At 41.0% G+C, this 26976-nt stretch carries 25 protein-coding genes and 1 other RNA gene; 3 read left to right on the forward strand and 23 right to left on the reverse strand.

From position 1 onward, the window contains the following. The 13 genes from HJG39_RS11015 to HJG39_RS11075 all read right to left on the reverse strand — a co-directional run. Positions 1-331, reverse strand: a 331-nt coding sequence (locus HJG39_RS11015; protein ID WP_268409183.1) for an HvfA family oxazolone/thioamide-modified RiPP metallophore, incomplete at its 3' end; no start/stop codon positions are given. Positions 332-796: 465 nt separating this feature from the next. Next, entirely contained in the window at positions 797-2056 is a 1260-nt protein-coding gene (locus tag HJG39_RS11020) for a tetratricopeptide repeat protein (RefSeq protein WP_268409184.1), read from the reverse strand. Then, a complete protein-coding gene (locus HJG39_RS11025; RefSeq protein ID WP_268409185.1) occupies positions 2056-2670 on the reverse strand; it encodes an energy transducer TonB in 615 nt (204 codons plus the stop codon). The genes HJG39_RS11020 and HJG39_RS11025 overlap by 1 nt, the downstream gene beginning before the upstream one ends. Position 2671: 1 nt before the next feature. Next, a complete protein-coding gene (locus HJG39_RS11030; protein WP_268409187.1) occupies positions 2672-3073 on the reverse strand; it encodes an ExbD/TolR family protein in 402 nt (133 codons plus the stop codon). Between the two features lie 12 nt (positions 3074-3085). Beyond that, positions 3086-3610, reverse strand: a complete 525-nt coding sequence (locus HJG39_RS11035; protein WP_268409188.1) for a MotA/TolQ/ExbB proton channel family protein — start codon at positions 3608-3610, stop codon at positions 3086-3088. Between the two features lies 1 nt (position 3611). Continuing rightward, on the reverse strand, positions 3612-4961 hold the full coding sequence (locus tag HJG39_RS11040) for a MotA/TolQ/ExbB proton channel family protein (RefSeq protein ID WP_268409189.1): 1350 nt from the start codon (positions 4959-4961) through the stop codon (positions 3612-3614). 6 nt (positions 4962-4967) lie between these two features. Further along, positions 4968-5732 carry a DUF3450 domain-containing protein gene (locus HJG39_RS11045; RefSeq protein WP_268409190.1) on the reverse strand — a complete coding sequence of 255 codons (765 nt, stop codon included), beginning with the start codon at positions 5730-5732 and terminating at the stop codon, positions 4968-4970. 407 nt (positions 5733-6139) lie between these two features. Further along, positions 6140-7975: a tetratricopeptide repeat protein gene (locus HJG39_RS11050; RefSeq protein WP_326849254.1), complete on the reverse strand. Its 1836-nt coding sequence runs from the start codon at positions 7973-7975 to the stop codon at positions 6140-6142. Further along, positions 7942-8934: a class I SAM-dependent methyltransferase gene (locus HJG39_RS11055; RefSeq protein WP_268409191.1), complete on the reverse strand. Its 993-nt coding sequence runs from the start codon at positions 8932-8934 to the stop codon at positions 7942-7944. The genes HJG39_RS11050 and HJG39_RS11055 overlap by 34 nt, the downstream gene beginning before the upstream one ends. Beyond that, on the reverse strand, positions 8931-10907 hold the full coding sequence (locus tag HJG39_RS11060; protein ID WP_268409193.1) for a sulfotransferase: 1977 nt from the start codon (positions 10905-10907) through the stop codon (positions 8931-8933). The genes HJG39_RS11055 and HJG39_RS11060 overlap by 4 nt, the downstream gene beginning before the upstream one ends. A 145-nt stretch (positions 10908-11052) precedes the next feature. After that, positions 11053-11379 carry a hypothetical protein gene (locus HJG39_RS11065; protein WP_268409195.1) on the reverse strand — a complete coding sequence of 109 codons (327 nt, stop codon included), beginning with the start codon at positions 11377-11379 and terminating at the stop codon, positions 11053-11055. Between the two features lie 241 nt (positions 11380-11620). Continuing rightward, complete coding sequence (locus tag HJG39_RS11070) at positions 11621-14563, reverse strand: TonB-dependent receptor domain-containing protein (RefSeq protein WP_268409196.1); 2943 nt, start codon at positions 14561-14563, stop codon at positions 11621-11623. 457 nt (positions 14564-15020) lie between these two features. Further along, positions 15021-16103, reverse strand: a complete 1083-nt coding sequence (locus tag HJG39_RS11075) for a tryptophan 2,3-dioxygenase family protein (RefSeq protein ID WP_268409198.1) — start codon at positions 16101-16103, stop codon at positions 15021-15023. A 74-nt stretch (positions 16104-16177) separates the two neighbouring features. On the opposite strand from HJG39_RS11075, the gene HJG39_RS11080 reads away from it, so the two are divergent. Both HJG39_RS11080 and HJG39_RS11085 read left to right on the forward strand, forming a co-directional pair. Further along, complete coding sequence (locus tag HJG39_RS11080; protein WP_268409200.1) at positions 16178-16450, forward strand: late competence development ComFB family protein; 273 nt, start codon at positions 16178-16180, stop codon at positions 16448-16450. A 103-nt stretch (positions 16451-16553) separates the two neighbouring features. Then, positions 16554-17219 carry a DNA-methyltransferase gene (locus HJG39_RS11085; RefSeq protein ID WP_442781021.1) on the forward strand — a complete coding sequence of 222 codons (666 nt, stop codon included), beginning with the start codon at positions 16554-16556 and terminating at the stop codon, positions 17217-17219. Positions 17220-17238: 19 nt separating this feature from the next. Here the strand turns inward: HJG39_RS11085 and ffs are convergent. Then, positions 17239-17335: signal recognition particle sRNA small type (gene ffs / locus HJG39_RS11090), an RNA gene on the reverse strand. A gap of 167 nt (positions 17336-17502) precedes the next feature. Continuing rightward, on the reverse strand, positions 17503-18552 hold the full coding sequence (locus HJG39_RS11095; RefSeq protein ID WP_268409204.1) for a Leu/Phe/Val dehydrogenase: 1050 nt from the start codon (positions 18550-18552) through the stop codon (positions 17503-17505). Between the two features lie 406 nt (positions 18553-18958). Here HJG39_RS11095 and HJG39_RS11100 point away from each other — a divergent pair, with 406 nt between their 5' ends. After that, complete coding sequence (locus HJG39_RS11100) at positions 18959-19417, forward strand: Lrp/AsnC family transcriptional regulator (RefSeq protein ID WP_268409206.1); 459 nt, start codon at positions 18959-18961, stop codon at positions 19415-19417. Positions 19418-19467: 50 nt separating this feature from the next. Here the strand turns inward: HJG39_RS11100 and maiA are convergent, their stop codons facing one another. The 8 genes from maiA to pspA form a co-directional block, all read right to left on the reverse strand. Then, entirely contained in the window at positions 19468-20118 is a 651-nt protein-coding gene (gene maiA, locus HJG39_RS11105) for a maleylacetoacetate isomerase (protein ID WP_268409207.1), read from the reverse strand. Between the two features lie 67 nt (positions 20119-20185). Beyond that, on the reverse strand, positions 20186-21196 hold the full coding sequence (locus HJG39_RS11110) for a fumarylacetoacetate hydrolase family protein (protein ID WP_268409208.1): 1011 nt from the start codon (positions 21194-21196) through the stop codon (positions 20186-20188). A gap of 108 nt (positions 21197-21304) precedes the next feature. Further along, positions 21305-22381: a 4-hydroxyphenylpyruvate dioxygenase gene (hppD, locus tag HJG39_RS11115; protein ID WP_268409210.1), complete on the reverse strand. Its 1077-nt coding sequence runs from the start codon at positions 22379-22381 to the stop codon at positions 21305-21307. Positions 22382-22594: 213 nt separating this feature from the next. After that, complete coding sequence (gene tyrR / locus HJG39_RS11120; protein ID WP_268409212.1) at positions 22595-24151, reverse strand: transcriptional regulator TyrR; 1557 nt, start codon at positions 24149-24151, stop codon at positions 22595-22597. A gap of 222 nt (positions 24152-24373) precedes the next feature. Next, positions 24374-25243 (reverse strand): phenylalanine 4-monooxygenase, encoded by an 870-nt coding sequence (gene phhA, locus HJG39_RS11125; RefSeq protein ID WP_268409213.1) that lies wholly within the window; start codon positions 25241-25243, stop codon positions 24374-24376. A gap of 252 nt (positions 25244-25495) precedes the next feature. Further along, positions 25496-25918: an envelope stress response membrane protein PspC gene (gene pspC / locus HJG39_RS11130; protein ID WP_268409214.1), complete on the reverse strand. Its 423-nt coding sequence runs from the start codon at positions 25916-25918 to the stop codon at positions 25496-25498. Continuing rightward, on the reverse strand, positions 25915-26151 hold the full coding sequence (pspB, locus tag HJG39_RS11135) for an envelope stress response membrane protein PspB (RefSeq protein WP_268409215.1): 237 nt from the start codon (positions 26149-26151) through the stop codon (positions 25915-25917). The genes pspC and pspB overlap by 4 nt, the downstream gene beginning before the upstream one ends. Before the next feature lie 54 nt (positions 26152-26205). After that, complete coding sequence (gene pspA, locus HJG39_RS11140; protein WP_268409217.1) at positions 26206-26883, reverse strand: phage shock protein PspA; 678 nt, start codon at positions 26881-26883, stop codon at positions 26206-26208. Positions 26884-26976 lie beyond the last annotated feature (93 nt).

The following is a 26976-nucleotide window of genomic DNA, read 5'->3' on the forward strand; positions in this document are numbered from 1 at the left end:
CTTTGCTAGACTTGCTGCCGCCGCATTTGCCTTCACCGCATTTGCCTTCGCCACACTTACCTTCTTTGCTAGACTTGCTGCCGCCGCATTTGCCTTCACCGCATTTGCCTTCGCCACACTTACCTTCTTTGCTAGACTTGGCGCCGCCACACTTGCCTTCGCCACATTTGCCTTCGCCGCACTTACCTTCAGCAGCTTCTTGCATGTAACCAGAATCTAATGTGTTCATTGCAAAAGGGTTAGCATTAGCTTCAATTGATACAGTGGCCAAAGAGCCTAATACAACTGCACCTAAAGCAGTAGCGATGTTCGTTTTCTTAACTTGTTTCATATTTGGTTCCTAATAACTAAGTTACGAGAGTCACGTTTAAGTATTACGCTCAAAGGCGTTTTCAAGTTTATAGACCTATAGTGCTAACTTTTAATTTCAAAATCAGCGCCACAAAAATTCTAGTTCATGTTCACTAATTTTTATCATTTTGTTAGTAGGAATATTGTGTTTACTCGTCTTAAACCCTCTAAATATTAACAAAAATAGGGTTGGTACTTCTCTATAAAACTCGCTAATAATTAGACATTTATGTTCTAACCACCAGTCGATAAGGAATTATTTTAACCGAATCAATTGGTACATCAACATCTTCTATTTACAAAGAACTAGGTCAATTCATTTAAAGTGAAAATTTGAATTTGAAGGTAAGACTTTTGTTGTAACTAAATATAAATAAGCAATCTCTACTCTAAAAGAGATATTAGATTTTAGGCATTAAAAAAGGCTCCTAGGAGCCTTTTTAGTTTAGAGCTTGATGCCCCGATTTTTTGCTTTTTCCTTGATGTAAGGTTCCCAAGCTTTAGCACTTCTAGAAGTGGAAGAGTCTTTACCCGCTTCTTTAATATGCTTGTAAGCTTCTCTGAACTTACCTTGGTAGAAGTAAGATTCCATTATTGCCATATGCACTGAACCCTTCTTCTGAACACCTGCATCTAAGGCTTTCTTAAGCGCTTTTATCGCCTCAGGATACTTCTCTGCACCCAGTAACAATGTACCTTGTTTTCTGTAATGCTCCGGATCTGAACTTAGCGCAGCAGCTTCGCCATAGTAACGAGCAGCCTTAACAAACTCCTTAGCTCTGTGGAAAGAGTTAGCAATTCGCGCCAAATTAGTCGCATCTTTCTTCAATAAACCCGAATCCACATATTTCTCGTGTAAAACAGCCGATTTATATGGAATTTCATTGGTCGCATAAAGCTGAACTAATGCGTTAATCTCGGATGATTTCGACAAATAACCTTGAGTATAAGCAAGTTCAAACGTCGCTAATGCCTTTTTGTAATCTTCAACAAGCATGTAGAAGAAACCAAGCTGAGTCCACCACTGTTTACTATCAGGGAATAACTTCACTAATGTTTCTGCTACCTTGATTGTCTCAGGGTACATCTTTCTCTCATAATAAGAAGTCATCTTAAGAACATAAGGGTTCTTATTTGGCTTCTCAAAGAGGGCGATAGCTTTGTCCGCAGGAGCAATCATTTTGGCTAACTGCTTAGTTTCGTAATACGCTTGAGCTTGACGCGTGAAAATGTCAGGGTCTTGCTTACACGTAAAATCGATCCAAGCGTCATACCACTTGATGGCGTCCTCGTAATTTTTCTCCTGCATATTCAGGTCACCAATCAATCTTAGAGTAATAGCGTGTTCGCTATCATTAAGTTGTTTGGTTTTCACTGACTTCAATAAATAAATCAAAGCTTCTTTACCATGCCCCTCTTTGCCGGCAATCAAATTACCAACAAAGCGGTTAACATAGGCCTGATCGAACTCATCTGAAGCATCAATATCCTTAAGAATAGCGATTGCTTCATCGACTTGATCATTGTTGTAAGCTTCAAATGCAGCTTGAACTTTTTTACCAACTCGTTGACCCGGGATTTGAGTAGGTCCTTGTTTGTAATTCGGACATACTACTGCGGCTGTAGATTGTGCGTATGCAAAATTAGCCGACAATGCTCCCACGACAACGAATGACGCAGATAAGCTTTTCAATAGTTTTTTCATTAACCAGCCTCCAATCTAAAGTCTAATTGGACTTTCATGTTGAACTGTTTAACGGGCTTACCTTCGACAATCTTAGGCTTGTACTTCCACTTACGGAGAGCACGCTTCGCCTCGCGGTCGAAAACACGTCTAGGCTCAGCCTCAATAACTTCAACATCATCTACACCACCAACTTCGTTAATGGTGAACGATAATCTAACCCAGCCTTCTTTACCGTCACGCGCAGCCTGAATCGGATAACGCGGTTCGATACGAACAATTGGAGTTGCCTCGCCATCTCGTTGTAATGCACCAGGTGAACCAATATCGATAGAGTTACCACCAAGATCAACTCCTGGCATATTAAATGAAACCGCACCTGCATCAGGATCTGATGCCTCAGGCTCCTGAGGTTCAATCTTAGGAGGTTGCTGAGGTGGTGGAGGCGGCGGAGGTGGCACACGTTGGCGCACCTCTGTCGCATTATCGGGTTCATCCATCACGATATCGATTACCGGCGTTGGTGGCACTTCATCTGCTGGTCGTTCTGAATTTTCGATCAGCTTAGCCATCAAAACGAACAAGGCAAAAGTTACTGTGGCACCTAATAATACTGATACTATTAGACGTCCCATATTAACCACCTTTTGCTGCGACCGAAATCCTAGCAATACCTGCTGCTTTGACTTGATCCATTACTTCCACAACTTTGCCGTGCTCAGCTTTTACGTCTGCTTGGATAATAACAACTTCGGTTGGTTGTTCTGCAAGCATTCTTTCAATGTTCGCGCGTACACGCTCAACATCAACTTCACGCTTATCCATCCAAACATCACCATCTTCATTAATTGCAATGAAAATATTTGCTGATTTTTGCTTAGTTGCATTACTTGCATCAGGTTTATTAACTTCAATACCCGCCTCTTTCACGAAAGAGGTAGTTACGATAAAGAAGATAAGCATGATGAACACGATGTCGAGCATCGGGGTCATATCAATGCTTGCATCTTCTTCTTCTGCACGATGTTTACGAGCCATATAAAAATCTCTCTAGTGATGAGGCAAACTGTCAACTAACTTTTCTTTGGCATATTTAACTTTCGCTTCAAGTCTGGTGCTGAAGAACAGACCAGAAAGCGCTGCAACCATTCCCGCCATAGTCGGGATTGTTGCTTTGGAGATACCTGCTGCCATTAGACGAGGGTTACCAGTACCCTGCGTTGCCATGGTTTCAAATACCTCAATCATGCCAGTTACCGTACCAAGTAGACCAATTAATGGACACATTGCTACTAAAGTCTTAATTAACAGTACACGCTCACTTAACTTATCGGACGCTTCTGAAATCCATGCGTCACGGATTCTATGCGCATACCAGGAAGTGGTATCCGTCCGCTTTTCCCAATCAGCAATTATATTGCTTTGTAACTTAGGGAAAACCGAATTAAGGAACCAAAAACGCTCTACCATGAAAATCCACATTAGAAAGAGCGCAAATGCGACAACATAAAGTACATCGCCGCCAGTAGCGATAAAATCCCTGACAGATTCCCAAAGTTCTATCAGGAATAACATCTTACTTCTCCCCTTCTGCTCTAGCCGCTACGATACCCGCAGCCTGCTCATCGAGAATGTGGATGATTGATTTACTACGGCCTGCAACAATGCTGTGCAACAAGATTAGAGGCAATGCCGCAATGATACCCTGTGCAGTTGTTACCAATGCCATTGAGATACTACCAGCCATGATGCGAGGGTCACCTGTACCAAACAATGTGATTTGTTGGAAGGTTGCAATCATACCGATAACTGTACCTAGTAGACCTAGTAAAGGCGCAATAGCTGCAAGAATCTTAATTAAGTTAATACCACTTTCGATTGATGGTAGTTCACGAAGAATCGCTTCATCAAGTTTTAACTCTAGGGTTTCAGTATCAGCACCTTTGTTCTCTTCATAAACCTTAAGGATACGACCCAGAGGATTAGAAGTAGAAGGTGAGCTTAGATTATTTAGCTGTTTTCTAATTCCACCACCCATTACTGTAAGAACAATAATTTTGTAAAGTGCAATCAATAAACCAAGCGCTAACATACCAGTGATAACATAACCAGGTAAGCCACCTGCATGGTATCTTTCCATTAATGTTGCTTTAGCTGTTAACAATCCTAGAATCTGACCTTGTGAAGGGTCGATATATACTGGGAATAAACCATTTGAGCTAGCAGAGAACTTAGATGCACTGTTTACCATGTAGCCATCAGGTTGACGACCAAGTGGTTGAACTTGCTTCAAGTCATCTTTGTAAGCCAAGTAACCTTGCTCACTTATTAGGTTAAATGTACCAATACGAACTACTTCAGTTTGTTGAGAGCCACCATCTAGGCTTACAACTTCTGTAGTAAAGCGAGACACCTTACCAGACTGTGTCATTTCCGTTTGAAGCGCGAACCATAAGTCTTCTAATTCTTTAATATCTGGAAGACCTTTAGATTCGTTCGACATTCTTTCCAAGAATTCTGAACGACCAGGATACTCAGCACTAACAATTGAAGTAGAAATTCGACCATAAGCCTCAGCTGATGCTTGGCGTACAACACCGAACATCTCGCCCAAAGTACCCACGGCGTTTTTCAATTCAACTTCTTTATTTGCTAAAGTAGTTTCGTTTTCAGCAAACTGTGCTTTCAAACGTTCACCACGATCTTGCTCTGCTTTTAGCATTGCTTGCGCTTTTCGCAAAAGTGCTTGCTTATCGGCACGCGCTGCTTGGAACTCTGCTTCACGTTGTTTATTAACTCGTGCTTCAGAAATACGGTTCTTTTTAACTTCTTCAAGAAGTGCGTCTAGTGAATCCGCCGCCTGTGCAGAAACAGACGTCAAAGCTACAGCCCCACCGACGAATAGTAGTTTAAACAAATTCTTCATTGTCTCTTACTCCGCAGCTCGGATTGGCATCTTGATTAGGTTAACAGGAACAATCTTACGTGCCATTTTAACTGACTCAACTACGGCACCTAAGTATTCGCCACCCAATTCTTCCCATACACGAGATTCGTTATTCCAAACCCATGCGTTTTTCTGATCAAGAGACAATGCTAACATCGCAGTACGACCTAAGTTGAAGAAGTCAACCGCAATATTTGTACCATTGTATGATAGCTCACCTTGATAAGCGCGGATGCTTGAACCATATTCAAGTTCCACTTGATAAGCTTCTAAAACTTGGCGGAATTGCTCAGAAGTAGAAACGTTAGAGTTAGACATTAAATCGCGTAAACGTGCTACGCGTGCTTGTCTTTCCTCTAGGTTAATAGGTACGTCAAGATTGATGAATTGCTCTAAAGACTCAATCATCTTGTACATTAAAGGTACTACGCCACGCTTAACACCTTCGATACTGTTGATTTGGCGTTGTAAGTCGTTAATACCTTCTTGTTGGTCTGCAACCAATCGTGCAACATGATCGTTGTAAACTTTCAAGTTTTCAGTTTCATCTAGAACCTGACGATACTCAACCAAAAGGTCTTGAGTCTGCTCGTAAAGCTTATTAATACGCGTTTGGGATTTAACCGCAGCGGCGTGATTTTTTGCTTCCTCTTTTTGCAGGTTGACGAGAGGATCTGCAGAGACTGCGGGGCTGCTACTAAGGGCGAAGGCCCCCATAATTGTAGAAGCAATAATATTTCTCTTGCTCATCTTGGACATAGTTCCCAACCAATTGTCTAGTTTTGAATCCTCGTTTTCAGCATCCTGATGCCGTTAACAAGGGACGATTAAAAACGTTTTATTTTATTGGATTTCAGCATCGACCGAGACATCAAGGTCAGACACTGGAACTCGAGGATATTCACACGGAAGACAACGCTAAGTCAAGCCGATCTGGCCTAAAGAACTATGGTAGAAAACACTATTTAAACATCATTTATAGTTATTTCGGCACATTTGGAAACATTTCAAAGCATTTTATGGAAATCCGTAGTAAATTTAATCTAAATACGTAATTTTATTACGGTAAATTAATGGCACTACCCACGTTTATTATTTAATCAAAATATATAAAATGGATTTTTATGCATATTTTAATATATTAAAATTCAGGATATTCAAATTACCATATCGTTTTCACGAACATCAAAAGCAATGGTTAATCTCTTATCTGATAGGCCATTCGGCAGAGTCCCGTGCCACATATAAGAAGGAAATAGAACTAACTTCCCTACCTCCGGTTTTATATATTTAACCGGCTCTGTCTTTGCACTTCTTTGCAATGGAAGACTTCCAAAATGCAACCAGCTTTCTTTTTTCACCTCATCGCCGACAACAACGTCAAGGTAAAAAACACTGCTTAGCCAGCCTTCTGGGTGTATGTGACTATTATGGTGCCCATTGTGACTTAATTTAACCGACCACGCCCCAGCAAATTCAACTTCGCCAACATCCCTTTCACCATGAAAATTTCTCGGTAGTGATGCACATGTGTTTTTATAGTCCTCTACACACTCTAATAAGATTTCTTTTAGCGTTTGAATCAAAGTTTCCTGACTCTTAAACAAATTTCCTTTTGTTTGTGTCCCTTCGACTAGCGTTTGGTTTAGTGGGGCACGTTGGGCAGAATGTTGTTTCAACAAGAACACTTTTATGTCATTTAGGTAATCTTTTCCAAGCTTTTCTTCCAAGCGTTGCAGAAGGTTGTATTCTTTAATCATACCTTCGTAATCATTTACATTTTCTGCCCATTCAGGATTGCTTTTCTCTCGACAATAAGCCAACAGTGCGATTCCTAGTTGATCATTTGGCTCTTGCGTTAATAGTTCAACTAACTGGGCTTCTGCCTCTTCTAGACGATTAGCTTCAACCAACTGATGCCCCAGTTCTCTCTTCAACCCTTGGTGCTTGGTTAAACTAACACCAAACCGAAGCGTGTCGATAGCTTCGTCATAATGCTCTAGAGCAAATTCGCAGCTTGCTTTGAATCCATAAAATTCTGCTTCGGACTCAAGCATATATTTATATTGCTCAAGTGTGGTTAAAGCAGATTCCCACGCTTTAGCAAAAACCAACAGTTCGATATATGAAAACAGTAAAGGTGGAGATATTTGACCAGTATTTAGAAGAGGCTGAAATGAAAGTAAAAATTCTGAATTTCGCTCTGATTCCCATAGTAGATGATTAAGATTTTTATGCGTTTCTACGTAGGTTGGGTTGTATTGTAGCGCCACTTCGTAATTCGCTATCGCCTCATCAATATTCCCCATATCAGAATAAGTATTACCTAAATTATGATAAATTGAGAAGTTTTCGGGCTTTGCTTGTTTAACTCTCTTGAAGCAAAGCAGCGCTTTATCCAAGTCTCCATTCATTCTGCAAGCAATACCTAAGTCATGCAGAAAGCTTATATTGTTAGCCTCACCTGCCAGTAATTCTTCAAATACTTCAATCGCGGTGTCATACTTACCAACAAAATTCGCAGCCTTAGCGTATAAATACCGAACATCAGTATCCGAATGCATTTTTAACATCGCGTTATTCGCTGAGCGCCAAACCGCGGCAAGATCCTGCTGCTGCATAGCCAACTTCACAATATTTTTATGTGCGCTTTTAAAATCAGGCTTATGTGCTATCGCCTTTTCGAAACATTCCATGGCTTCATCTAACTTATTCATACGTTTAAAACACGCACCTAAGTTATTCCAAACATGGGGCTGTTGTGGCTCCACTTGCAAAGACTCTTGCATTAGCCTTGCCCCTTCATCTAGGCGATGGGTGGACATTTTCAAAAGCCCAAGCAATTGCAAAGTGTTGTGTTCTTGTGGCGCTTCTTTTAATTGTTTCTGATAAAGTTCTTCTGCCAGCAAAGCATTTCCACTTTGATGGGCCGCGATAGCTTGTTCTAGATGTTTCATTCTCACACTTTTTTCTTTTTCAGACGTAGGATCCATCCGATGCAGTCATCGATTTTTTCAGATTTATCTTGTTTGACACCATGCAGCGGACTTAAAGTTTGAATCAACTCGGCATTTGCTTTCTGATTTTCTCGGCAAGCATCAATAATTTGATGTAGTGATATTTCGGATTGAGCACTCTCAACCATTGAAGCCATTCTTCGCTGGTAGGCTTTCATTTCAATGGACGTATTATCAATCCAATCCGAAACATCTTGGCTGTTATAGCTTTGTATCTTCGAAAACATATGCCCTAATTCAGAGAATATGCGAAATAAATATCCACCGGCGATGTGTTGACTGTATTCGGCGAATATAGCTTTACATTGATTTACGCACAAAGAGAATGCCTTATCTTCAGAGGCAAATGCAGATTGTGGTTTTCTATTTGCCATCACCTCTGCGGCGGTGGCGAAGACACGTTTTCCTTGGGCAAGCACATTCGAATCAAAAAAGGCTTTGGTGGCCTTCGCATTGGCAACACACTCCTGATAAATAGAACCATTTTTTGCGTGGACAATAGCGACAAATTCGCCATTATCACGAAGGCAACGTATTGCTTCTTCAAATGCCTTTTGGCCGGAATATTCAATGCCATATTGACTGATAATAAGGTCAAAACTTGCACTCGCAAAGGGTAAATTAGCAGAGTCACAACAAACCGCGTTTATTTTAGCATGACGTTCTAACGTCTCTGCGCAAGCACTTCGAGAGTAGTCGCTTGCATATAAATTTAAAGCCGTATTGAAAGTGTTATATTTAGCGAAATGATGTATTAAAGCCCCATCCCCACAAGCAATGTCCAGCACATTTAAATATGGTCGTTCTGCTAACGTTAATGAAGAAAATAGCTGTTCCCATGTGCCCTGAAGTGTTGCTGTTTGCTCACCAAAACAAGGCATCTGATTATCTTTAGCAGTATGCTTCCAAAAGTTATCCCAGCTATTAGCGCTCATGACAGCACCTCGCCTTTAATGTAACTTTCTAACTCCGGTAGGTTTGAGATAAATGGAAGATAATGCTTGGCGACGCCATTAAAATTGGAAACTTTATCCCTAACCTGTAAAGCACTGAAGGTAGTAAATGCCTGAGCTTCTATACCTTGCTGCAAATCTATTTCTTCACCTTGTAAGCCTAATGTTTGCATTAGAGATTCAAAAAAGCTTTGGGGATTTTTTACCAGCTCTTCATAGGAAATATTGATAAAGTGGCGACTCTCACTTCGCCAATTTGCAATAAATCTCTGATACACGCCGTATTGGTGAGCTATTGACTCTAAGGAAGTTGCATAAGACCATAAATGACTAAACTCATGCCTAAAGATAGAAAAGATTGTCTCTAGTGGCTCTCTCTCAATATTAATAATTAAAGCATTGGGGAACAAAGTGCGAATTATCCCAACACTCATATAATTGGCAGGATTTTTATCAATAAAAAAGCAACTTTTGCCCTGATTATTGCCTTTCGTAACATATTCATCAACGAAGGAGGTTAAGACCGTTCCGAGTCGCTCTTCATCAATATCTCCTTTTATAATGCTACTTAGTAGGTTAGGAAATTCGATTCTTTCACCCGTCTTATGGATACTAGGGTGGCACGCCAACATTCCTTCCAACAGCGTCGTACCTGAGCGAGGCATTCCAATGATAAAGATAGGACTGCATTCATATTGCTTCGAAGCAAACAATTCAGAAAATTTATGATGGAGAGATGTTGAAGCGTCCAGAACACGCTTAAAAAAGTCTTCTGCATCATTTTTGTTGTATTCAGCGCCTTTCTCTTGATTGCTTTTCTGTCTCAACTCATTGGCTTTTTGATACCACTCATAGGCCAGAGAATATTCTTCGGCATCGTGATAAAAGTGCGCTACAACAAACGCAAGTGAGTCATTTTCAGGATGATCACTACCAGCTGCTTTTTTTAGTAATTGCAATTGCGATAGAGAAATAAGCCCAGACTCAATTCGGACTAGCTGAATGAAAATAGTTAAGTACTCGGGAAACTGCTTTATGCACTCTAAGCAAAGGTTCTTGGCAGTTTCTTTATCACCTTGAAAGATAGCTAATTGTGCTTGTGCATTGAATAAACCAGGAGCATTAAACGACACCGAAGTTAATTGTTCTATTGTTTCTTGCGCTTTCTCAAGCGCTAAAGAACTGACACATAACTCAACATATTTCGCTTTGTCCTTCAAAGTTTCAACGTCATCCTGATTTGAAGGCAGCGAAAGCAGTTTTTCATAGACAGAAATAGCCTCGTGCTGGCGACCAAGTTGAAAAAATGCTGAGGCAAGAAATCGATACCCATTTTTATCTGTATCAAACTGAGTACACCACATTTGAGCCGCTTGAGAAAGTTTACTCCATAGGTGCTCAGCATCATATAACCAACACAATACATGCCAATAGGACGCATCATATCTTGCTTGTGCTTGATATTGTTCAAGTATGGCGATTGCTTCATACTTTTTATCCATTCTTACAAGCAATTGGGAAAGTGAAATTAAGCGCTTTAAGCTAAACTGAATTGTTAGCAGCTTTTTTAATGCCTCGACTGAAATTTCCTTTTGATTTGATGCCAACGATGTACTGACGAGGCATTGCCACGATTGCTCATTCATTGAGCCATCAGGAATATTTTCAATTAATAAAGAGGTAGCTTGTTTTGGATCTCCTTTTCTCACGGTGTGAGTTGCTAGATTAACCCAGAAACCTTCCTCTTTTGGCTCTAACTTCAGCGCGCCTTTGAGTAGATTTTCAGCTTCATCAAACTGGCCTAATTGAGATAAGACACTTCCCTTCAAACTTAATAATTCTGCATTATTGGGGGAATGGGTAAGGAGGTCGGAATAAAGAGAGAGAGCTCGTTCAAGTTCTCCCTTTTGGTGAGCTGCTAACGCAGCTTCAAATGTATTTTGTGAATTAGTCATATTACTTTAGATTAGCCACTGCTTAAAGAAGCTAACTTTCGTCGCACTTCTGATCGATTCGGTTGCACCGAGTATATCGACGACGAGAGGTAGACTCCAGTAGTACCAGAGTCTCAATGAATCATTTTGACTAATTCTTACCGACTTAACGGCTAGTAGAGGTAAAACCTCTTTTTTGCATGTGATCTACCATACCTTGGCTAGCTTCTGCTTCTCGTCGACGTTGCTCAGCTGTAGTACAAATGCGTTTAGGTAAACGGCTTCCCGTAACCATTTCGTTTCTGCACACTAATCCCGTTCTAGCAACGGATTCTTTAGAAACACAATCTTCTTTGTGCTCTTTATTTTCTTTCATGCACTTGGCAATCTTTTCTTTTTTAGTGTCAACATCTGCTGTTTTAATATCAGATGTTGCTCCACATGCACTTAGTAATAGGCTTGCCACAAATACGGCAATGCTTTTCTTAAACATAACTTACTCCCAAAAATGTTATGAGCTATCTATCCTCACCTTTTACGGACGATAAATCAATCAACTTGCTATTCTAAATCTACAAAAAATGTATATTTTTCACACTCATATGTTACAATTTTTTTCAGCATAACATGTTGTTTTATATGGCTTTTATTTTTTGAGTTTAATTTTTACCTGCTCTTTTGGATATAAAAAAGGCCAGCTATAAAAGCTGGCCTTCTTCATTACTCATCAAAGATTAGAACGATACGTTCACACCCATGAAGATGTAACGACCTAGGTTGTCATAGTGAGGGAATGTATTACCATTCGCAGAACCAGAAGGCGCATCAGGAAGTAGTGGTGGCTCTTCGTCAAATACGTTGTTTATACCTAAACGTAATTGCGTAGATTCCAATACATTCCAAGTCGCCGCTAAGTCAAAGTAAGCTTGGCTATCTAATGTAGTTTCGCCATCTGTACGGTTGTTATTACCATCGAATACAGCTTCTGTAACTTCGTCGATATAACGGATTGTACCCGTAATCGTTGCATCCCAAGGTGTTACCCAAGAAGCACGAACGTTGTAGCGAAGTTCTGGAGTAGGTGGTCCACAAGTACCACGGTCCCATACACCAGCACAATCTTGAACACCTTCACCTGGTACAGGTTCTTGATCCCACTTAGTTAGGTAAGTACCAACTAAGTTAAGTTTCAAGTCGCCCATATCAGCTAAACCGAACTCGTAAGAAACATCAAAGTCAACACCAGAAGTTTCAAAGAAGCCAATGTTAATGTCTGTAGATTGGATGAAGCTTTGGTTGTTGATCCAAAGGTCACCGGCAGCACCACGATTAATGAGTGAACAGAACGCTGCGTCACCTGATTCGGCACACTTAGCCAAAATAGTTGCAGGAGGAACTTCACTGATTGCATCTGTTACTTCAATGTTGAACCAATCCAATGCAATGTTTAGGTTAGGAATAGCACTTGGCGCTAATACCAAACCAAATGAAACTGTATCAGACTCTTCTGGCTCTAGGTCTGGGTTACCACCACTCAACTGGTTGTATTGACCAGCAGGGTTAGCAGAAATATTTCCGTACTGAGCACTTGTTACGCCGGTACGAGCACATTGTTCTTCTGTAAAGTCAGGGTTTGTGCCTGCACAAGGATCAGTATCTAAGTTAAATAGACCCACTGTTTGAGGACGGAACAACTCACGTACGTTACCTGCACGAACGGCACGTTGGAAGCTCGAACGGAAACGAACATCGTCATTGATATTCCAGTCTAAGCCCACTTTATACGTATCAGTTGTTTTATCAGTTGAGTAATCAGAGTAGCGATATGCTAATTCTAAGTTAATTTGCTCAGCAAAAGCCTGACCTTCAACCAATGGAATTAACGCTTCACCGAAGATTTCTTCAACGTCGAAATCACCAGAAACGGATGCTGTTGGACCACCTTGACCCGCACCGTCACCTGATTGGTAACCTTGGTCAGGGCTGTATACTAACTTCTCAGTACGACGCTCAACACCTAATACAAGGTTAACACCAGTAGATGTACCAGGTACTACGAAACCTGCGTCAGTCAAGTCACCAGTTACGAAACCACCCACTTGCAGTGATGTTGTTTCACCTGTTGCAAATAGCGGAAGCGTGATGTAATCAAGCGCTTCTTGAGTTACACCGCCAGTTCGGAAAACATTCCAAGGAACACAAGCTGGATCTACAGCTGGAGCACCCGTTACAGGGTCAGGTAATGCGGTACGGCAAGCTGGGTTACCATCTGCGTCTTCAACTACATCGAATGCACGACCAATGCGAGTTGTTGATAAATCGTTTTGATAAACTTCAGCTAACACTACTCGGCTGAAGTTACCAAATACGTCGTAAGACCAGTTGTCGTTAATTAGACCACGAATCCCCATTACACCACGGTAAGAAGTGTGACGTAAGTCATTTGAACGCTCAGCGCCCTCAACGTTACGACGACCGATGAATACGTTAGCAAAATCGTCTTCAGTTAATCCGTTGATTCCACAGATTGCATCGAACTGTTGCTCAGAAAGAAGTGGGTTACCACAAGAAAGTGAGCTAGTTACGAAGAACGCACCAGAAGGAGCGATTTGCGCGAAACTTCTGTCATCCATGAACATCATTTCAGCATACACATCTGCATGCTCATTGATTTCATAGTGACCAAATGCACCTAATGTGTAACGTTGGTCAGGACGTTGGAAGTGGTTGCCCGGTGCATAGTTATAAGTCAAACCGTTTCTGTCGACGAATTGGTCGCCTTGAACGATATAGTCGAAACCTTGAAGACCTTCAGCAGCGTTCAAACCAAAGTCCGTAATGCGGCCTTCAGGAAGAGTAGATGAACCTGAACAGAAGAAGTCATCAGGAGTACCACCAAGAGCACAGTTACTGTAGTCACGGCTGCCTTGGCGAATTTCATCGATGTTACGGTAAGTAGCATACATTGTTACGTTACCGCGACCATCAGCAGTATTACTACCGATAACAACAGAGAAGTCACGAGTGTTACCGTCAGTGACATTATCAGTTGGCGCGTTATAACCGCTTTCAGCGTTTACGCCTTGAAGGTAAGCATTGTCATTATCGTGTTGATAGAAGCTGTATTGGAAATCGAAGTCGATGCCTTCGAAGTCATCTTTCATGATGAAGTTAACAACACCACCGATAGCGTCAGAACCGTAAGTTGCTGATGCACCACCAGTCAATACTTCTACACGCTCAACCATAGCCGCTGGAATTTGGTTGATGTCAGCACCGATACCACCTGCGATAGGAGAACCTGAAGGCATACGACGACCATTGATAAGTACCAATGTTCTTTCTGCACCTAGGTTACGCAAGTCAACTGTTGCTGTACCTGTCGCGCCGTTTGCCGTATTCGCTGTTTGCGAAGCAAAGATTGCAGGCATATCGTTAAGTAAATCCTCAATCCTTGTAATACCACTAATCGCGATATCTTCGGCAGTAATCTCTGTTACCGGGCTTGAGCTAACCATATTGGCACGTTGGATACGTGAACCTGTAACAGCGATTTTTTCAACATCGTCTGCACCTTCTTGAGCGAAGGCAGTATTTGCTGAAAGAGCTGTAACAGAGGCGGCACCAAAAGCTAAAGCTAATCGTACTGACTTAGCCAGTTTTGAGTTTGTATACATGTGTTGTCTCCCTGGAGCACTCGTTCTTGTATATATTATTTTTGAAGGTTACCCAGTGTGTGGTAGGTAACTTTTTTCAGTAAGGTTAGAACACCTCGACCCGCATCATACAACCTTGATTGAACTTCGGTCAATAATCAAAGTCTAAGGCTAGTTACTCCTATCAACTTAACAAATAATCCACGACTTGCAAGCGGATTCTTTGTCTAATCCCTAAGCTGAAAGTATTTATGTTCTTAGATATAACCAAATTTGTAACGTTGTCTTTGCAAAGTAGCTGGGTAAGTATTAAAGCCTTGTTCTAATTAATAAAGGCGTAGTAGAAAGTGTTAAATGTGTCAATAATCACACTAAAATAGTGTGGATTTTTCAACATTATAAGAAACCACGAGGCAGCACCCATCGCACCTACCTCGTATGGAGTCCTAATCAACAAACTGTCTTGATGAAAAATAGACTAACTAAAACCAAGTGACTTCTTAACGTTATCAGGTAATGGAGGTAAAGCGGACTTAGCGAGTATAAATGTTGCCATATTGAAGAAGTCTTTAAATATACGATTTGAATCGGTGGTTTTCTTCAGGTAATCATGACCTGATGATCCTCCAGTCCCAATTTTCGTTCCCAACATTCGTTGCACCATCATGGCATGACGGTAACGCCAAATCGTCAACTTCTCATCAACTTCTGCCAGTTGATGCAGAAATTGGCACGGTAAGTTGAAAATAGGCTCTTCTGAATATTGCTGGATAAACAGTGCAGACAATACCGCTTTTTGTGACATTCTAAACTGACCACTATTTTTTACTTGCTGGTACTTTTCTGGATCAAGTAGTGCATCAAAAGAGTCAGCGGTTGACGCTAAATCTTTTAACTCCTTGGCTTTATCGGCGTCACTAAGATACTGGTTGTTTTTGATAATAGCCTCATCACTTTTCAGCATATCTGACGTTGCTTTGCGGTAATGCTGCCAAAAATCGAAATTCTCAAATTTTAAAAATGGCATACGTTCTAGCCACTTTTCTACAAGTTCAAATAAACTTGCTTTTTTCTCTAGATCTTCCAAAAACGTTCTATCTTCTGTCTTTAAACGTTGAAAAAACGACTGTTTGTCGAATTCAATTCGATATTGATGCTTTAAACCTAAGCTAATTTCCAAAATCTTAAACTGGATACTTTGAAAGCCGGAAGCGGGAACTAAATAATCACGGAATGCGAGAAACTGCTGAGGCGTCATGGTTTCCATAATCGCTATTTGATCATTCAGCAGGTCTTGTATTGCAAGAACACGCTTCAAACGATGTACAACAATAGTTAATTGTTCATCTTTAACTTCACATTGCGAAAAAATATCAATTATTGAACTCAATTCGTGCAAAATTTGTTTAAACCACAATTCGTACACCTGATGCACTACAATGAATAACATCTCTTCATGGGCAGGATCTGTATACTTGCTAGACTGAAGGGATTGAGCTGAGAGAAGTTTATCTAGCTGAAGGTAGTCACCGTAATAGACAGGGTGTGTATTTTTTTTCATATCTTGTCCGATTGATATTGTTATATTATTGCCTAAATGAGCTGAAATTTAGGTTATCAGAGTCTGGAGTTTGTATGAAATTAGATGACGATGTTCACAACTACTATGAGCACTTAGTTTTAGAGCGGATCGGGGAGTTAGGTTTACAAAACACTAAGGATGCCGATTATCTGGCCGATTTATGTTGCCTTGCGTTAAATCAGGTCCCACCACGATATATTCGGTTTGAAGTCGATATGGCGTTTTTTCTGAGCTCTAACGATAGAAGCCAAATGCAAAAAGAAGTGGCACAAGCGATTGATAAATCGATGAAGATTCTGAACGAACGTAGAGCCGCTGTCGACTAAAAACACACTCCGTCGTTTTCTTACTCACTTAGTCAAAGAAAGGCAGGTAATCACTTCACCTGCCTTAGATCTACTGATATTCTCCGCCGCTTTTTAAGAGCAAATACCTGTGTACAATTTTGCAAAGCAAGATGCCGTTGAGTGGTTACAAAGCCTAAATAACAACAGCATTGATCTAGTTATCACCGATCCCCCCTACGAATCCTTAGAAAAACACCGAGCAAAAGGTACAACTACAAGGCTCAAAGTCAGCAATGGCTCAAGTAACCAGTGGTTTGCAATTTTTCCTAACAGTCGGTTCGATACACTTTTCAAAGAAATTTACCGCGTACTTAAACCTAACGCGCATTTTTATTTGTTTTGTGATCAAGAAACTATGTTTATTGCTAAACCCATTGCAGAACAAGCAGGATTTAAGTTTTGGAAACCTTTGGTGTGGGATAAGCAAGCGATTGGTATGGGCTATCACTATCGTGCTCGTTACGAATTCATTCTATTCTTTGAAAAAGGTAAACGTAAACTTAACGATCTTGGTATTCCAGATGTATTGTCATTTAAACGCGTATGGCGGGGTTATCCTACAGAAAAGCCTGTGGAATTAATCGAAACGTTAATCAAGCAAAGTTCAATCGAAAACGATGTAGTTGCCGATCCTTTTTTCGGTTCTGGCGCGACTTTAGTGGCAGCAGATAATTTGAACAGATATTATTTGGGGTGTGATATTTCAGATGCCGCACATCAACATGCCAGCTTAAGATTGAACACATAAAAAGGAATTTGGGTGGCAGTCCAACCAGCCACATCTCGGCACATGAGTCACTCGCTACGGCTGCTCCCTTCCGGGCCTGACCGGGTTCACCAGTTATCATTGCGAGAGGACCGAAAGGACCACCATAGAAATTATTAAGCGCTTATTTAACTAAGCGGCGGGCATTATGCCCAATGACTTCGAGATATGCAACGCTGTATTCACGCTTACATAATCTCCTTGAGCAAAAGGCCAGCAAATTGATGATATTTACGTCACCTACTGGCCTAAAATTCATGGCTTGTTATTTACCGAAGCGCTCTTCTGCAATGGTATTAGCAATAATATTTGTAGCCTCGTCGGCCTCATCCGCTCGCCGATACACCTCAACTAACGTATCGCCTATTGCATCCAAGTGCGCTTTTAATTCTGCGGGCGTCCCATCCTGCGTTTGATGATAGATATCAATAATGCCACCAGCATTAATTACATAGTCAGGGGCGTACAAAATTCCCTGTTTACGTAACGCCTGACCGAATGATTCATTTGCCAATTGATTATTGGCTGCTCCTGCAATCACTTTCGCCTTAATCTGAGGCAAGGTCGTCGCGTTGATAATAGCCCCCAACGCACAAGGTGCAAATACATCAACATCTAAACCAAAAATATCTTGCGGCTCGACAATTGTTGCGCCAAATTCTTGCTGCGCCTTTTCAAGCTGCTCAGGATAAATATCGGTAACAAAAAGTTCTGCGCCAGCCTCGTGTAAATGTCGCGCTAAGCGATAACCAACATGCCCTAGCCCTTGAATGGCAACCTTAACACCCTGTAGGTCTCGGTTAAGGCCATATTGAACAGATGCTTTTAAGCCAACAAACACCCCATAGGCTGTACCGGGAGCGGGGTTTCCATCAGCAGGGCTACCATCGTAAGTAAACTTGGCCTTGATGCCAGATACATACTCTGTTTTTTGCGCCGTTATTTGCAGGTCAGATACACTAATTCCAGAGTCTTCCGCTGTAATGTAATCGCCGCCCAATTTCTGAACAAACTCACCAAGCACTTCAAACATTTCTTTGCTTTTATCGGAGCGAGGATCGCCAATAATGACGGCCTTTCCTCCCCCTTGCTTTAGATTTGCCATCGCCGCTTTGTAAGTCATGCCTTTGGACAAACGTAATACATCGGTAAGCGCTTCTTCGCTACTCGCGTAAGGAAACATACGACAACCGCCCAAAGATGGGCCTAAGTTTGTATTATGAACTGCAATTATTGCCTTTAAACCTGATTTCTCATCATTACAAAATACAACTTCTTTATGCTGATCAAATTCATGGTGCTCAAATAACGACATAGTTTGTAGAGTTCCTTATTTTTAGTTTGGCGAGAGTTTACATTAATTTTTCTTGGGGTAAGACGCTTCAAGTTGTGAAAGCAGTGGTCAGACCTAGTAGGATCTGTAATCTTTTTATTCCAATGCTTATATAAGCAGCGATATGTAAACTCTTCACCCCATTTTAATCATTTTCATCGACACCACAGAACACAAATAAATCCACCCAACAGGCCAATAAAAGACACATGAAAAAGAAAATGAAAACGCTTTACTGATACATTTTTAACTCTAATTACATAACTTCTTACCATCTTATCTAATAACAAATCTTGGTTGCCACAGAAGCTTATATTATAGTTTGCGCTTCTATCTGAAGCGGCGCTCATATTAAAACCGCAATCGAATCACGGACATTAGCAATATCATGAAACTAGATAAGTTTGATAAAGAAATCCTGCGCGTTCTGCAAAAGGATGCAACGATTTCAATGGCTGAGTTGAGTCAACGTGTTGGGCTTTCTCACACACCTTGCTGGAGACGTGTAAAGAAACTAGAAAAACAAGGCATTATTAAACAAAAAGTGACGATTCTTGATCATAAGAAACTAAACCTTGGCGTGAGTGTGTTTATCTACGTTTCAATCAAAAACCACGATAGTGTTTCACTAACCGCCTTTGAAAAAGCCGTTCAAGATATTAACGAAATTGTGGAATGTCATACAACAAGCGGGGACAAGGATTACCTGCTGAAAGTTATTGTAGAAAGCGTTGAAGAATACGAAAAGCTACTAAAAGCGAAATTAACTCAGTTGCCTTGTGTAGATCATATCAGTTCCACTTTTGCACTTAAGCAGGTAAAAAATACCACGGAACTTCCTCTTTAGCTGGATACAATGAGCTTCTTACCTCATGTAGAAGCTCATTACATTATCCCCTATTCTGCTGCATCCGGTTGATTCTCAGGCAAAGCCTGTATGAATGCAGGTTGGAAATTGCAATGCTCGGCAACCCGCTTGATTGTTGGGAATGGACTTAAATCGATATTGAATCGCTCAGCATTATATACCTGCGGGATAAGGCAAACATCAGCTAAAGACACCTCATCTCCCACACAAAAAAGACCTGAGGTAGGAGCTATTCGAGTCTCTAAAGATGCAAGTCCTTTTGCAATCCAATGTTTAGCCCACGCTACCTTACCCGCATCACCTTGTGCTAAGTCTTTTGCGACATAGTTAAGCACACGCAAGTTTGCAATGGGTTGCGTATCACAGGCAACGTCGTATGCAATAGTGCGTATTAGCGCTTTTTGTCTTGCTGAGCCTGAAATTAAGGGAGGCGACTCAGGAAAGGCTTCCTCTAAATATTCAATAATGGCCAAAGATTGGTTTAGCGTGACCGCTTCTTTTTCATCCACTAACGTTGGAACTAGCTGTGCTGGATTGAGTGCTTGGTATTTCCCCGAGTATTGCTCACCGCCATTTTTCACTAAATGAACGGGTTCGTACTGATATTCAATCCCTTTAAGATTGAGCGCCAATCGAACTCTGTAGGTCGCTGATGAGCGCCAATAACCGTAAAGTTTCATACTTGACCTATTTGGAATATGTAACGAATTGCATAAAAAAGGGAGCGTCGGCACTCCCTATATATGATTAAGCTTGCTTAACTGTTTGCTCAATACTACCGAAGACTGATGCCCCTGATTCATCTAACATTTCGATTTTAATCGTGTCACCAAAGCGCATAAAAGATGTGCTCGGTTTGCCATCGCGAATCGTTTCGATCATTCTCACTTCAGCAATGCAGGAGTAACCTACACCACCTTCGTCAATGGACGTACCATGATCTGTTCCTTGCTTATTTGATACCGTTCCCGAACCAATAATTGCACCTGCACCTAAATTTCGAGATTTAGCGGCATGTGCAACCAACTCAGCAAAATTAAAAGTCATGTCTTCACCGGCCTGAGGCTTACCAAAGGCTTTTCCATTGTATTCAGAAAGCAGTGGTAAATGAACTTTGCTATCTTGCCACTTATCACCCAATTCATCAGGCGTTACCGCAACAGGAGAAAATGCACTTGCCGGTTTAGATTGGAAAAAGCCAAACCCTTTCGCTAATTCACCGGGAATCAGACCACGAAGCGATACGTCATTTACTAGCATTAACAAACGAATATGCTTACCTGCATTTTCCGGTGAGACACTCATTGGTACATCACCTGTGACAACCGCAACTTCGCCTTCAAAATCAATGCCCCATTCATCACTGGGAAGTAGTACATCATCACGAGGGCCGATAAAATCATCCGAGCCACCTTGGTACATAAGTGGATCAGTCCAGAAGCTTTCTGGCATTTCTGCACCGCGCGCTTTTCGCACTAACTCAACATGATTAACATAAGCACTGCCATCTGCCCATTGGTAAGCTCGTGGTAGGGGTGATTCACAGTTTGCTTGTTCAAAATCGGTCGCTTGCGCCATTTCACCCGCATTAAGTTTTTCATAAACGCTTTGTAAGCGCGGCTCAACTTGGTCCCAGTTATCTAGCGCACTTTGCATGGTGGCTGCAATTTCGGTTACGGCAACTGCTTTAGATAAATCTTTACTGACAACCACTAATTGCCCGTCTCGTGTGTCATTTTTTAACGTAGCTAATTTCATATTATCTGCCTTTATTGAATGCTCATTTGATTCAATGGGAATATTTTAACGACAAAAAGCGAGGTTTTCTCGACCTCGCTTTTCTCTACTAATTTGATTTAGTTAGGGTTATTCAGAAATAACACCACGGCGAATTTGATCAAGTTCAATCGACTCAAACAATGCCTTAAAGTTACCTTCGCCAAATCCTTCATTACCCTTACGTTGAATAATTTCAAAGAACACTGGACCAATAACCGTATCGGTGAATATTTGCAGTAAGATGCCGTCTTTCTCGGGGGCACCATCTATTAGGATACGCAATTCACGCAACAAATCGACATCCTCTTGATGTCCTTGTACACGCTGATTCACTTGCTCGTAATAAGTATCAGGCGTATCCATGAATGTCATTCCACGGCCTTTCAGCGTACGAACAGTTTCGTAAATATTGTCAGTGGATAGCGCAATATGCTGTATGCCTTCACCATTGTAGGCTTTCAAATATTCTTCGATTTGAGACTTATCATCAGAAGACTCGTTGATTGGAATGCGGATCTTACCACAAGGACCTGTCATCGCCTTACTGACCAAGCCTGTTAACTTACCTTCAATATCGAAGTAACGGATTTCGCGGAAATTACCAATATTCTCATAGAAGCTAGACCATACAGCCATATTGCCACGTTTAACATTATGAGTTAGGTGATCGAGCGTATGTAAACCCGCGTCCATTTTCGCTAAACGCTCTTGGTAGTCTGGATAGAAATTAAAGTCAACATCATAAATCGTTTTGTCACCATAGCGGTCGACAAAGTAAAGAGTACTTTCACCAATACCATAAATGGCGGGGATATTAAGCTCCATTGCTCCGATATTACCGGCAAACTGTTTACCACCATTTTCTAACGCATGTTGCAACGCAACAGAAGCATCCTTCACTCTAAATGCCATGCCACACACGCTTGGGCCGTGGACTTTGGCAAATTCCTCAGCTTGTGATGAAGGCTCTGCATTAACAATAAAATTCACGTCTCCTTGTTTGAACAACCAAACATCCTTTGATTTGTGTTTTGCAATTTCTGCAAAACCTAACGATAGAAACAAATCTTTAAGAGCTTGAATACCTTCAGCATCAGCAGCCGTGTATTCAACAAACTCAAAACCATCAGTACCCAAAGGGTTATATGCTTCATTAACGCTCATTTTTTATCTCTTTGATAACAACTAAATAGATACATGCCTGCATATTAGCGACAAAAGCCAGAATGCAGTAGAGAACGCTGTTTTGAGATGTAAACCAAATGTAAAGGAATATCCGTAAAAATTGATTTACATCAAAGGATAGGGACAAAAAAGCAGGCTCAATTGCCTGCTATCTCTTGTTTTTTATGTAAAGGAGACAATACAAGTTTGTCATTATACCTTTACAGTCTTCCGATTAATGCCATATTCCCGCAGCTTATTCGCTATAGCAGTGTGGCTTAAACCTAACTTTTTGGCGAGTTGACGAGTGCTTGGGTAGGAAGGATACATACGTCTAAGTAGGTCACGCTCAAAGCGCTTCACTTCTTGCTCCAATGTGCCATCAAAATCTTCCGAAATATAATTGATAGTTCCAGCGCAAGAAGGCAACTGAATGTGCTCTTTACTTAACTCTTTACCATCTAACAAGGACAAGGCCCGATAAAGGGCATTTTCTAACTGACGAATATTTCCGGGCCAAGGGTAGTTTGTAAGGAAGTCTACGCAAGACTTATTCAACTTAGGTGGACGTCTACCTAGCTTCGCGGAATTCTGTTTAATAATGTCTTCTGATAATGGGATAATATCTTGTTTACGTTCTCTTAAGGCTGGTAAAACCAAACTCAGTACATTTAAGCGATAGTACAAATCTTCACGAAATAAGCCATCGGCAACCATCTGCCCCAAGTCTTTTTGGGTGGAGCAAATAATACGAACATCTGCAGAAACTTCTTTTTCGTCGCCGATACGTCGAAAACTCCCGTCTTGTAAAACACGAAGTAATTTAACCTGAAGATGCGAGGACATATCTCCTACTTCGTCCAAAAATAAGGTGCCGCCATTAGCAAGTTCAAACAACCCCGGCTTGCTATTTTGATTGCCGAATGCCCCCGGGCCGTATCCAAATAGCTCTGTCTCAGCAACATTATCGGGGATCGCCGCACAATTAAGCGCCAAAAAGGAGCCATTTTCTCTGCGGCTTGCTTTGTGACAAGCCTTAGCAATGAGCTCTTTACCTGTACCTGTTTCGCCAAAAATCAGAATTGGCGCGTCAAGTTCAGACATTTTCTTCGCCTCCCGTACAACACGTTTCATACTTGAGCTATTTGCCTGAATATGAGCAAAGCCATCCTCTGTACTTTGGTGAAAGGCGTGAACTTGCTGGCCTAAACGAAATTCTGACTTGAGCATAATAACCGCACCGGCCAGTACGTTTTTCTCGCCGTACTCTGTCACTTGGACAGGGAGCATTTCAGCGACAAAGTCTTGTTCAATAAATTTAATTCGGTGAGTTTCAGAGGAAATGCTTTTTGAATTTAACCATTTGGCAAAGTTAAAGCCTTTTATTAAATCCCCGATTTCTTTGTCTTTAACGTCTTCAAGTTCCATCTCTAAACTTGAAGTGGCGGCCTCATTTGCGAGGATAACTCTTCCTTTAGTATCGACTGAGAAGATAGGATCCGGCAGGATTTCAAGTAATGCTCGAAGCTCTTTCTTTTCCCTCTCAATAGGCATGAAAGGAATGGTTTTCACATCCATGACACCATCTAGCTTTCGAATTTCTGGCATCAAGTGTTGGAATTCTTCAAATTCGATATTAGGGAAATTTAGAAAAATCTTTCCAGTTCCATCAATCTCAATGTCACGCAAATCGATTTGATATTTAACCAGAATGTCTAACAGATCTTGTACAATACCCAATCTGTCTTGGCAGATAATCTCGAGTCTCATTCGAATTCCTGAACACAGCGAAATGTAAACTAATCAGTACAATCTAACTCAGATCTGCTCGATAGCAAAGCAAAACCACTCTAGTACCCTGCACTTTGAACGAAATTTGCAATGTCTTTGCTAAAAAATAGGGATCTGAGAAAAGATTTCTGCGAACTTACCAATCCATCGAAAATCTATTTCACCAACTTCCTTGTTGGTTCATGAGTAAATGCAGATTAACTAACTGGCTTTCTTAATTTTTGGTGGAAACAAAGGTTCATGTAAACCAAGTGCTTTAGCTTCTTGAACTTTAGCAAGCAAATCCATTTCTGAAAGCTCGTATAACTGGTCCATACCATTCAATAAGAAATAAGCGGGCTGCATAATATCAATGCGGTAGGGGGTTCTCATGACATCAATTACATCCAGATCTGTTCTACGTACAGACGGATCTTCAAGCGCTGCGATGGTTTCCCCCGGAGAAGACAAGATGCCACCACCATAGATGCGCAAACCTTTCTCAGTTTTTAACAAGCCAAACTCAACTGTAAACCAATATAGACGCGCTAGAAATACACGATCCTCTTTGCTTGCACTGTAGCCTAAACGACCATAAGTATGTGTAAAATGTGCAAAGGCTGGATTCGTTAGCAATGGACAGTGACCAAAAATTTCGTGGAAAATATCGGGTTCCTGTAGGTAATCAAATTCTTCTTTGGTGCGAATAAAAGTCGCTACAGGGAATTGTTTATTGGAGAGTAAACGGAAAAACTCGTCGAAATTAATCAATGCTGGTACTTCCGCTACCTGCCAACCTGTCGTATCACCTAACACTTCATTCACTTGATTAAGCTGAGGCACTCGATCATGAGGTAAATCGAGTAGTTTCATACCATTCATGAATTCATCACATGCACGCCCGGGCATCAACTCAAGTTGCCGTGTGACAAGTTTATTCCACGTATCATTCTCATCAGCAGGCCAATCAATCACTCCATTAGCATCTGATTGTCTTGAAGTATATTTTGATTCTTTTGCCATGTTCTTTCCTGTCGTTTTCTGCTTTTCTTTATATTTTTGTTTAAGGGCTTTAAGTACACATTTGTGCACGAAGGCTCAACGTAACCTGAAAAGTCATTACTGATAGATAAGACCGAGTCTACTGAAATTGATTAAGGGGAAAAGAGAGAGAGGGATTAAAGCGATTATCACCTTTGTAACACTTTCGTTACAAATACACCCTAAAGCACTAATACAAAAGAACATTCACAACATGAATAGTTAAACAAAGCTTTATTTATGAGTAAAAAAGCAACCCTGCAAGTTGCTTTTTCATGTCAAATAGAGTGTGGAAGACTGCAATTAGAGCTTGCTAAACTCCCTGTTTAATTGAAACTCTGAAGAAGTCACATAACTTTCCATCTTACGTAACCTTTGCTCCAATGAGTCAAAGCTTTTATCAATATCCTGAAAGGCTTGAACAGGGGGTTCACCCGCCTGCCATACGCGTGATTTCACTTCGACTTTATGTCTGGTTTTGTCTTCATGACCAAAAAAATTCAATTTAGATTCGGTTTGTTTTCCAGTTGTTGGTTTTTTATCCAAAATTAACCACCCAACGATATAGGCCAGTAAGAAAAAGCTTCCACCAGTCAGTAGAAAACCGGAAATAAAGACGATTCTGACCATCCAAAGTTCCCAGCCAAAATATTCGGCAACCCCAGCACAAACCCCTGCTAACTTCCCTTTTTGCATGTCACGATGTAGTTCTCTTCCATTACTCATGCTTTTTTCCTCCATTCAGGCGACTCTGCATCTAATATCGCTTCAAGCGTTTGGATTCGGTCTGCCATTGACTCTGCTGTTTTCGCCAAATTATTTAAAGCCGTAACCTGATCTTCTGACAGTCCTTGGTTTATCTGCTTCTTGCTACGGTAGTGTAAAATTAGCCAAATCGGAGCAACGATGACTAAAAATACGATGATTGGCGCGATAATCAAACCAATGATATCTTCCACTTTGCTATCCTCTATTGATTAGTTTTCGGTGAGTGAGCAGGCTCCACCTGCTCACTATTCGCCACTTGAAGACTTATTCGTTTGCATTTTTTTCTTTAATGCAGCCAACTCATCTTCAACTTTTCCTTCGCCTTCTAATTCAGCAAACTCTTGAGCAAGTGAACGTTTGCCCAAATCGTAGGATTCAACCTGAGACTCTAGCGAATCAATTTTTCGCTCGTACTGTTCGAAACGACCAATAGCATCGTCGACTTTGTTGTCATCAAGGCGCTTCTTCACTTCCAAACGTGTTGATGCTGTTTTCTGACGCATCAAAATCGCTTTTTGTCGCGTTTTTGCGTCTGCTAATTTATCTTGTAATTGCTGAATTTCATCTTGTAATTTCGCAATTTGCTCTTCAACAAGATTAAGCTCGTTCTCTAAAACTTCAACTTGTTCACTACACTTTTGTTTTTCTAAAAGTGCTGCACGAGCCAAATCTTCTCTGTCTTTACTTAATGCGAGTTCGGCCTTATTTTCCCACTCTGAAACTTCCTGCTTCAGTTGCTCAACTTGGCGCGCTAAATCCTTTTTATTTGCCAAGGTTTTCGCCGATGCTGAACGCACCTCAACTAAAGTGTCTTCCATTTCTTGAATGATCAATCTGACCATTTTTTCTGGATCTTCCGCCTTATCAAGTAAAGCATTGATATTGGCATTGATAATATCTGTGAAACGAGAAAAAATTCCCATATTCTAATACCTCTTATGGTTAGCTTTAGGTATCTATTGATGCCTGATTCATTAATGTTGATGTTAATGCATTCAATTTACAGGCCAAGTCAC

Origin of the sequence: Alteromonas sp. a30, assembly GCF_026788005.1 — a bacterium.
GTDB lineage: Bacteria > Pseudomonadota > Gammaproteobacteria > Enterobacterales > Alteromonadaceae > Paraneptunicella.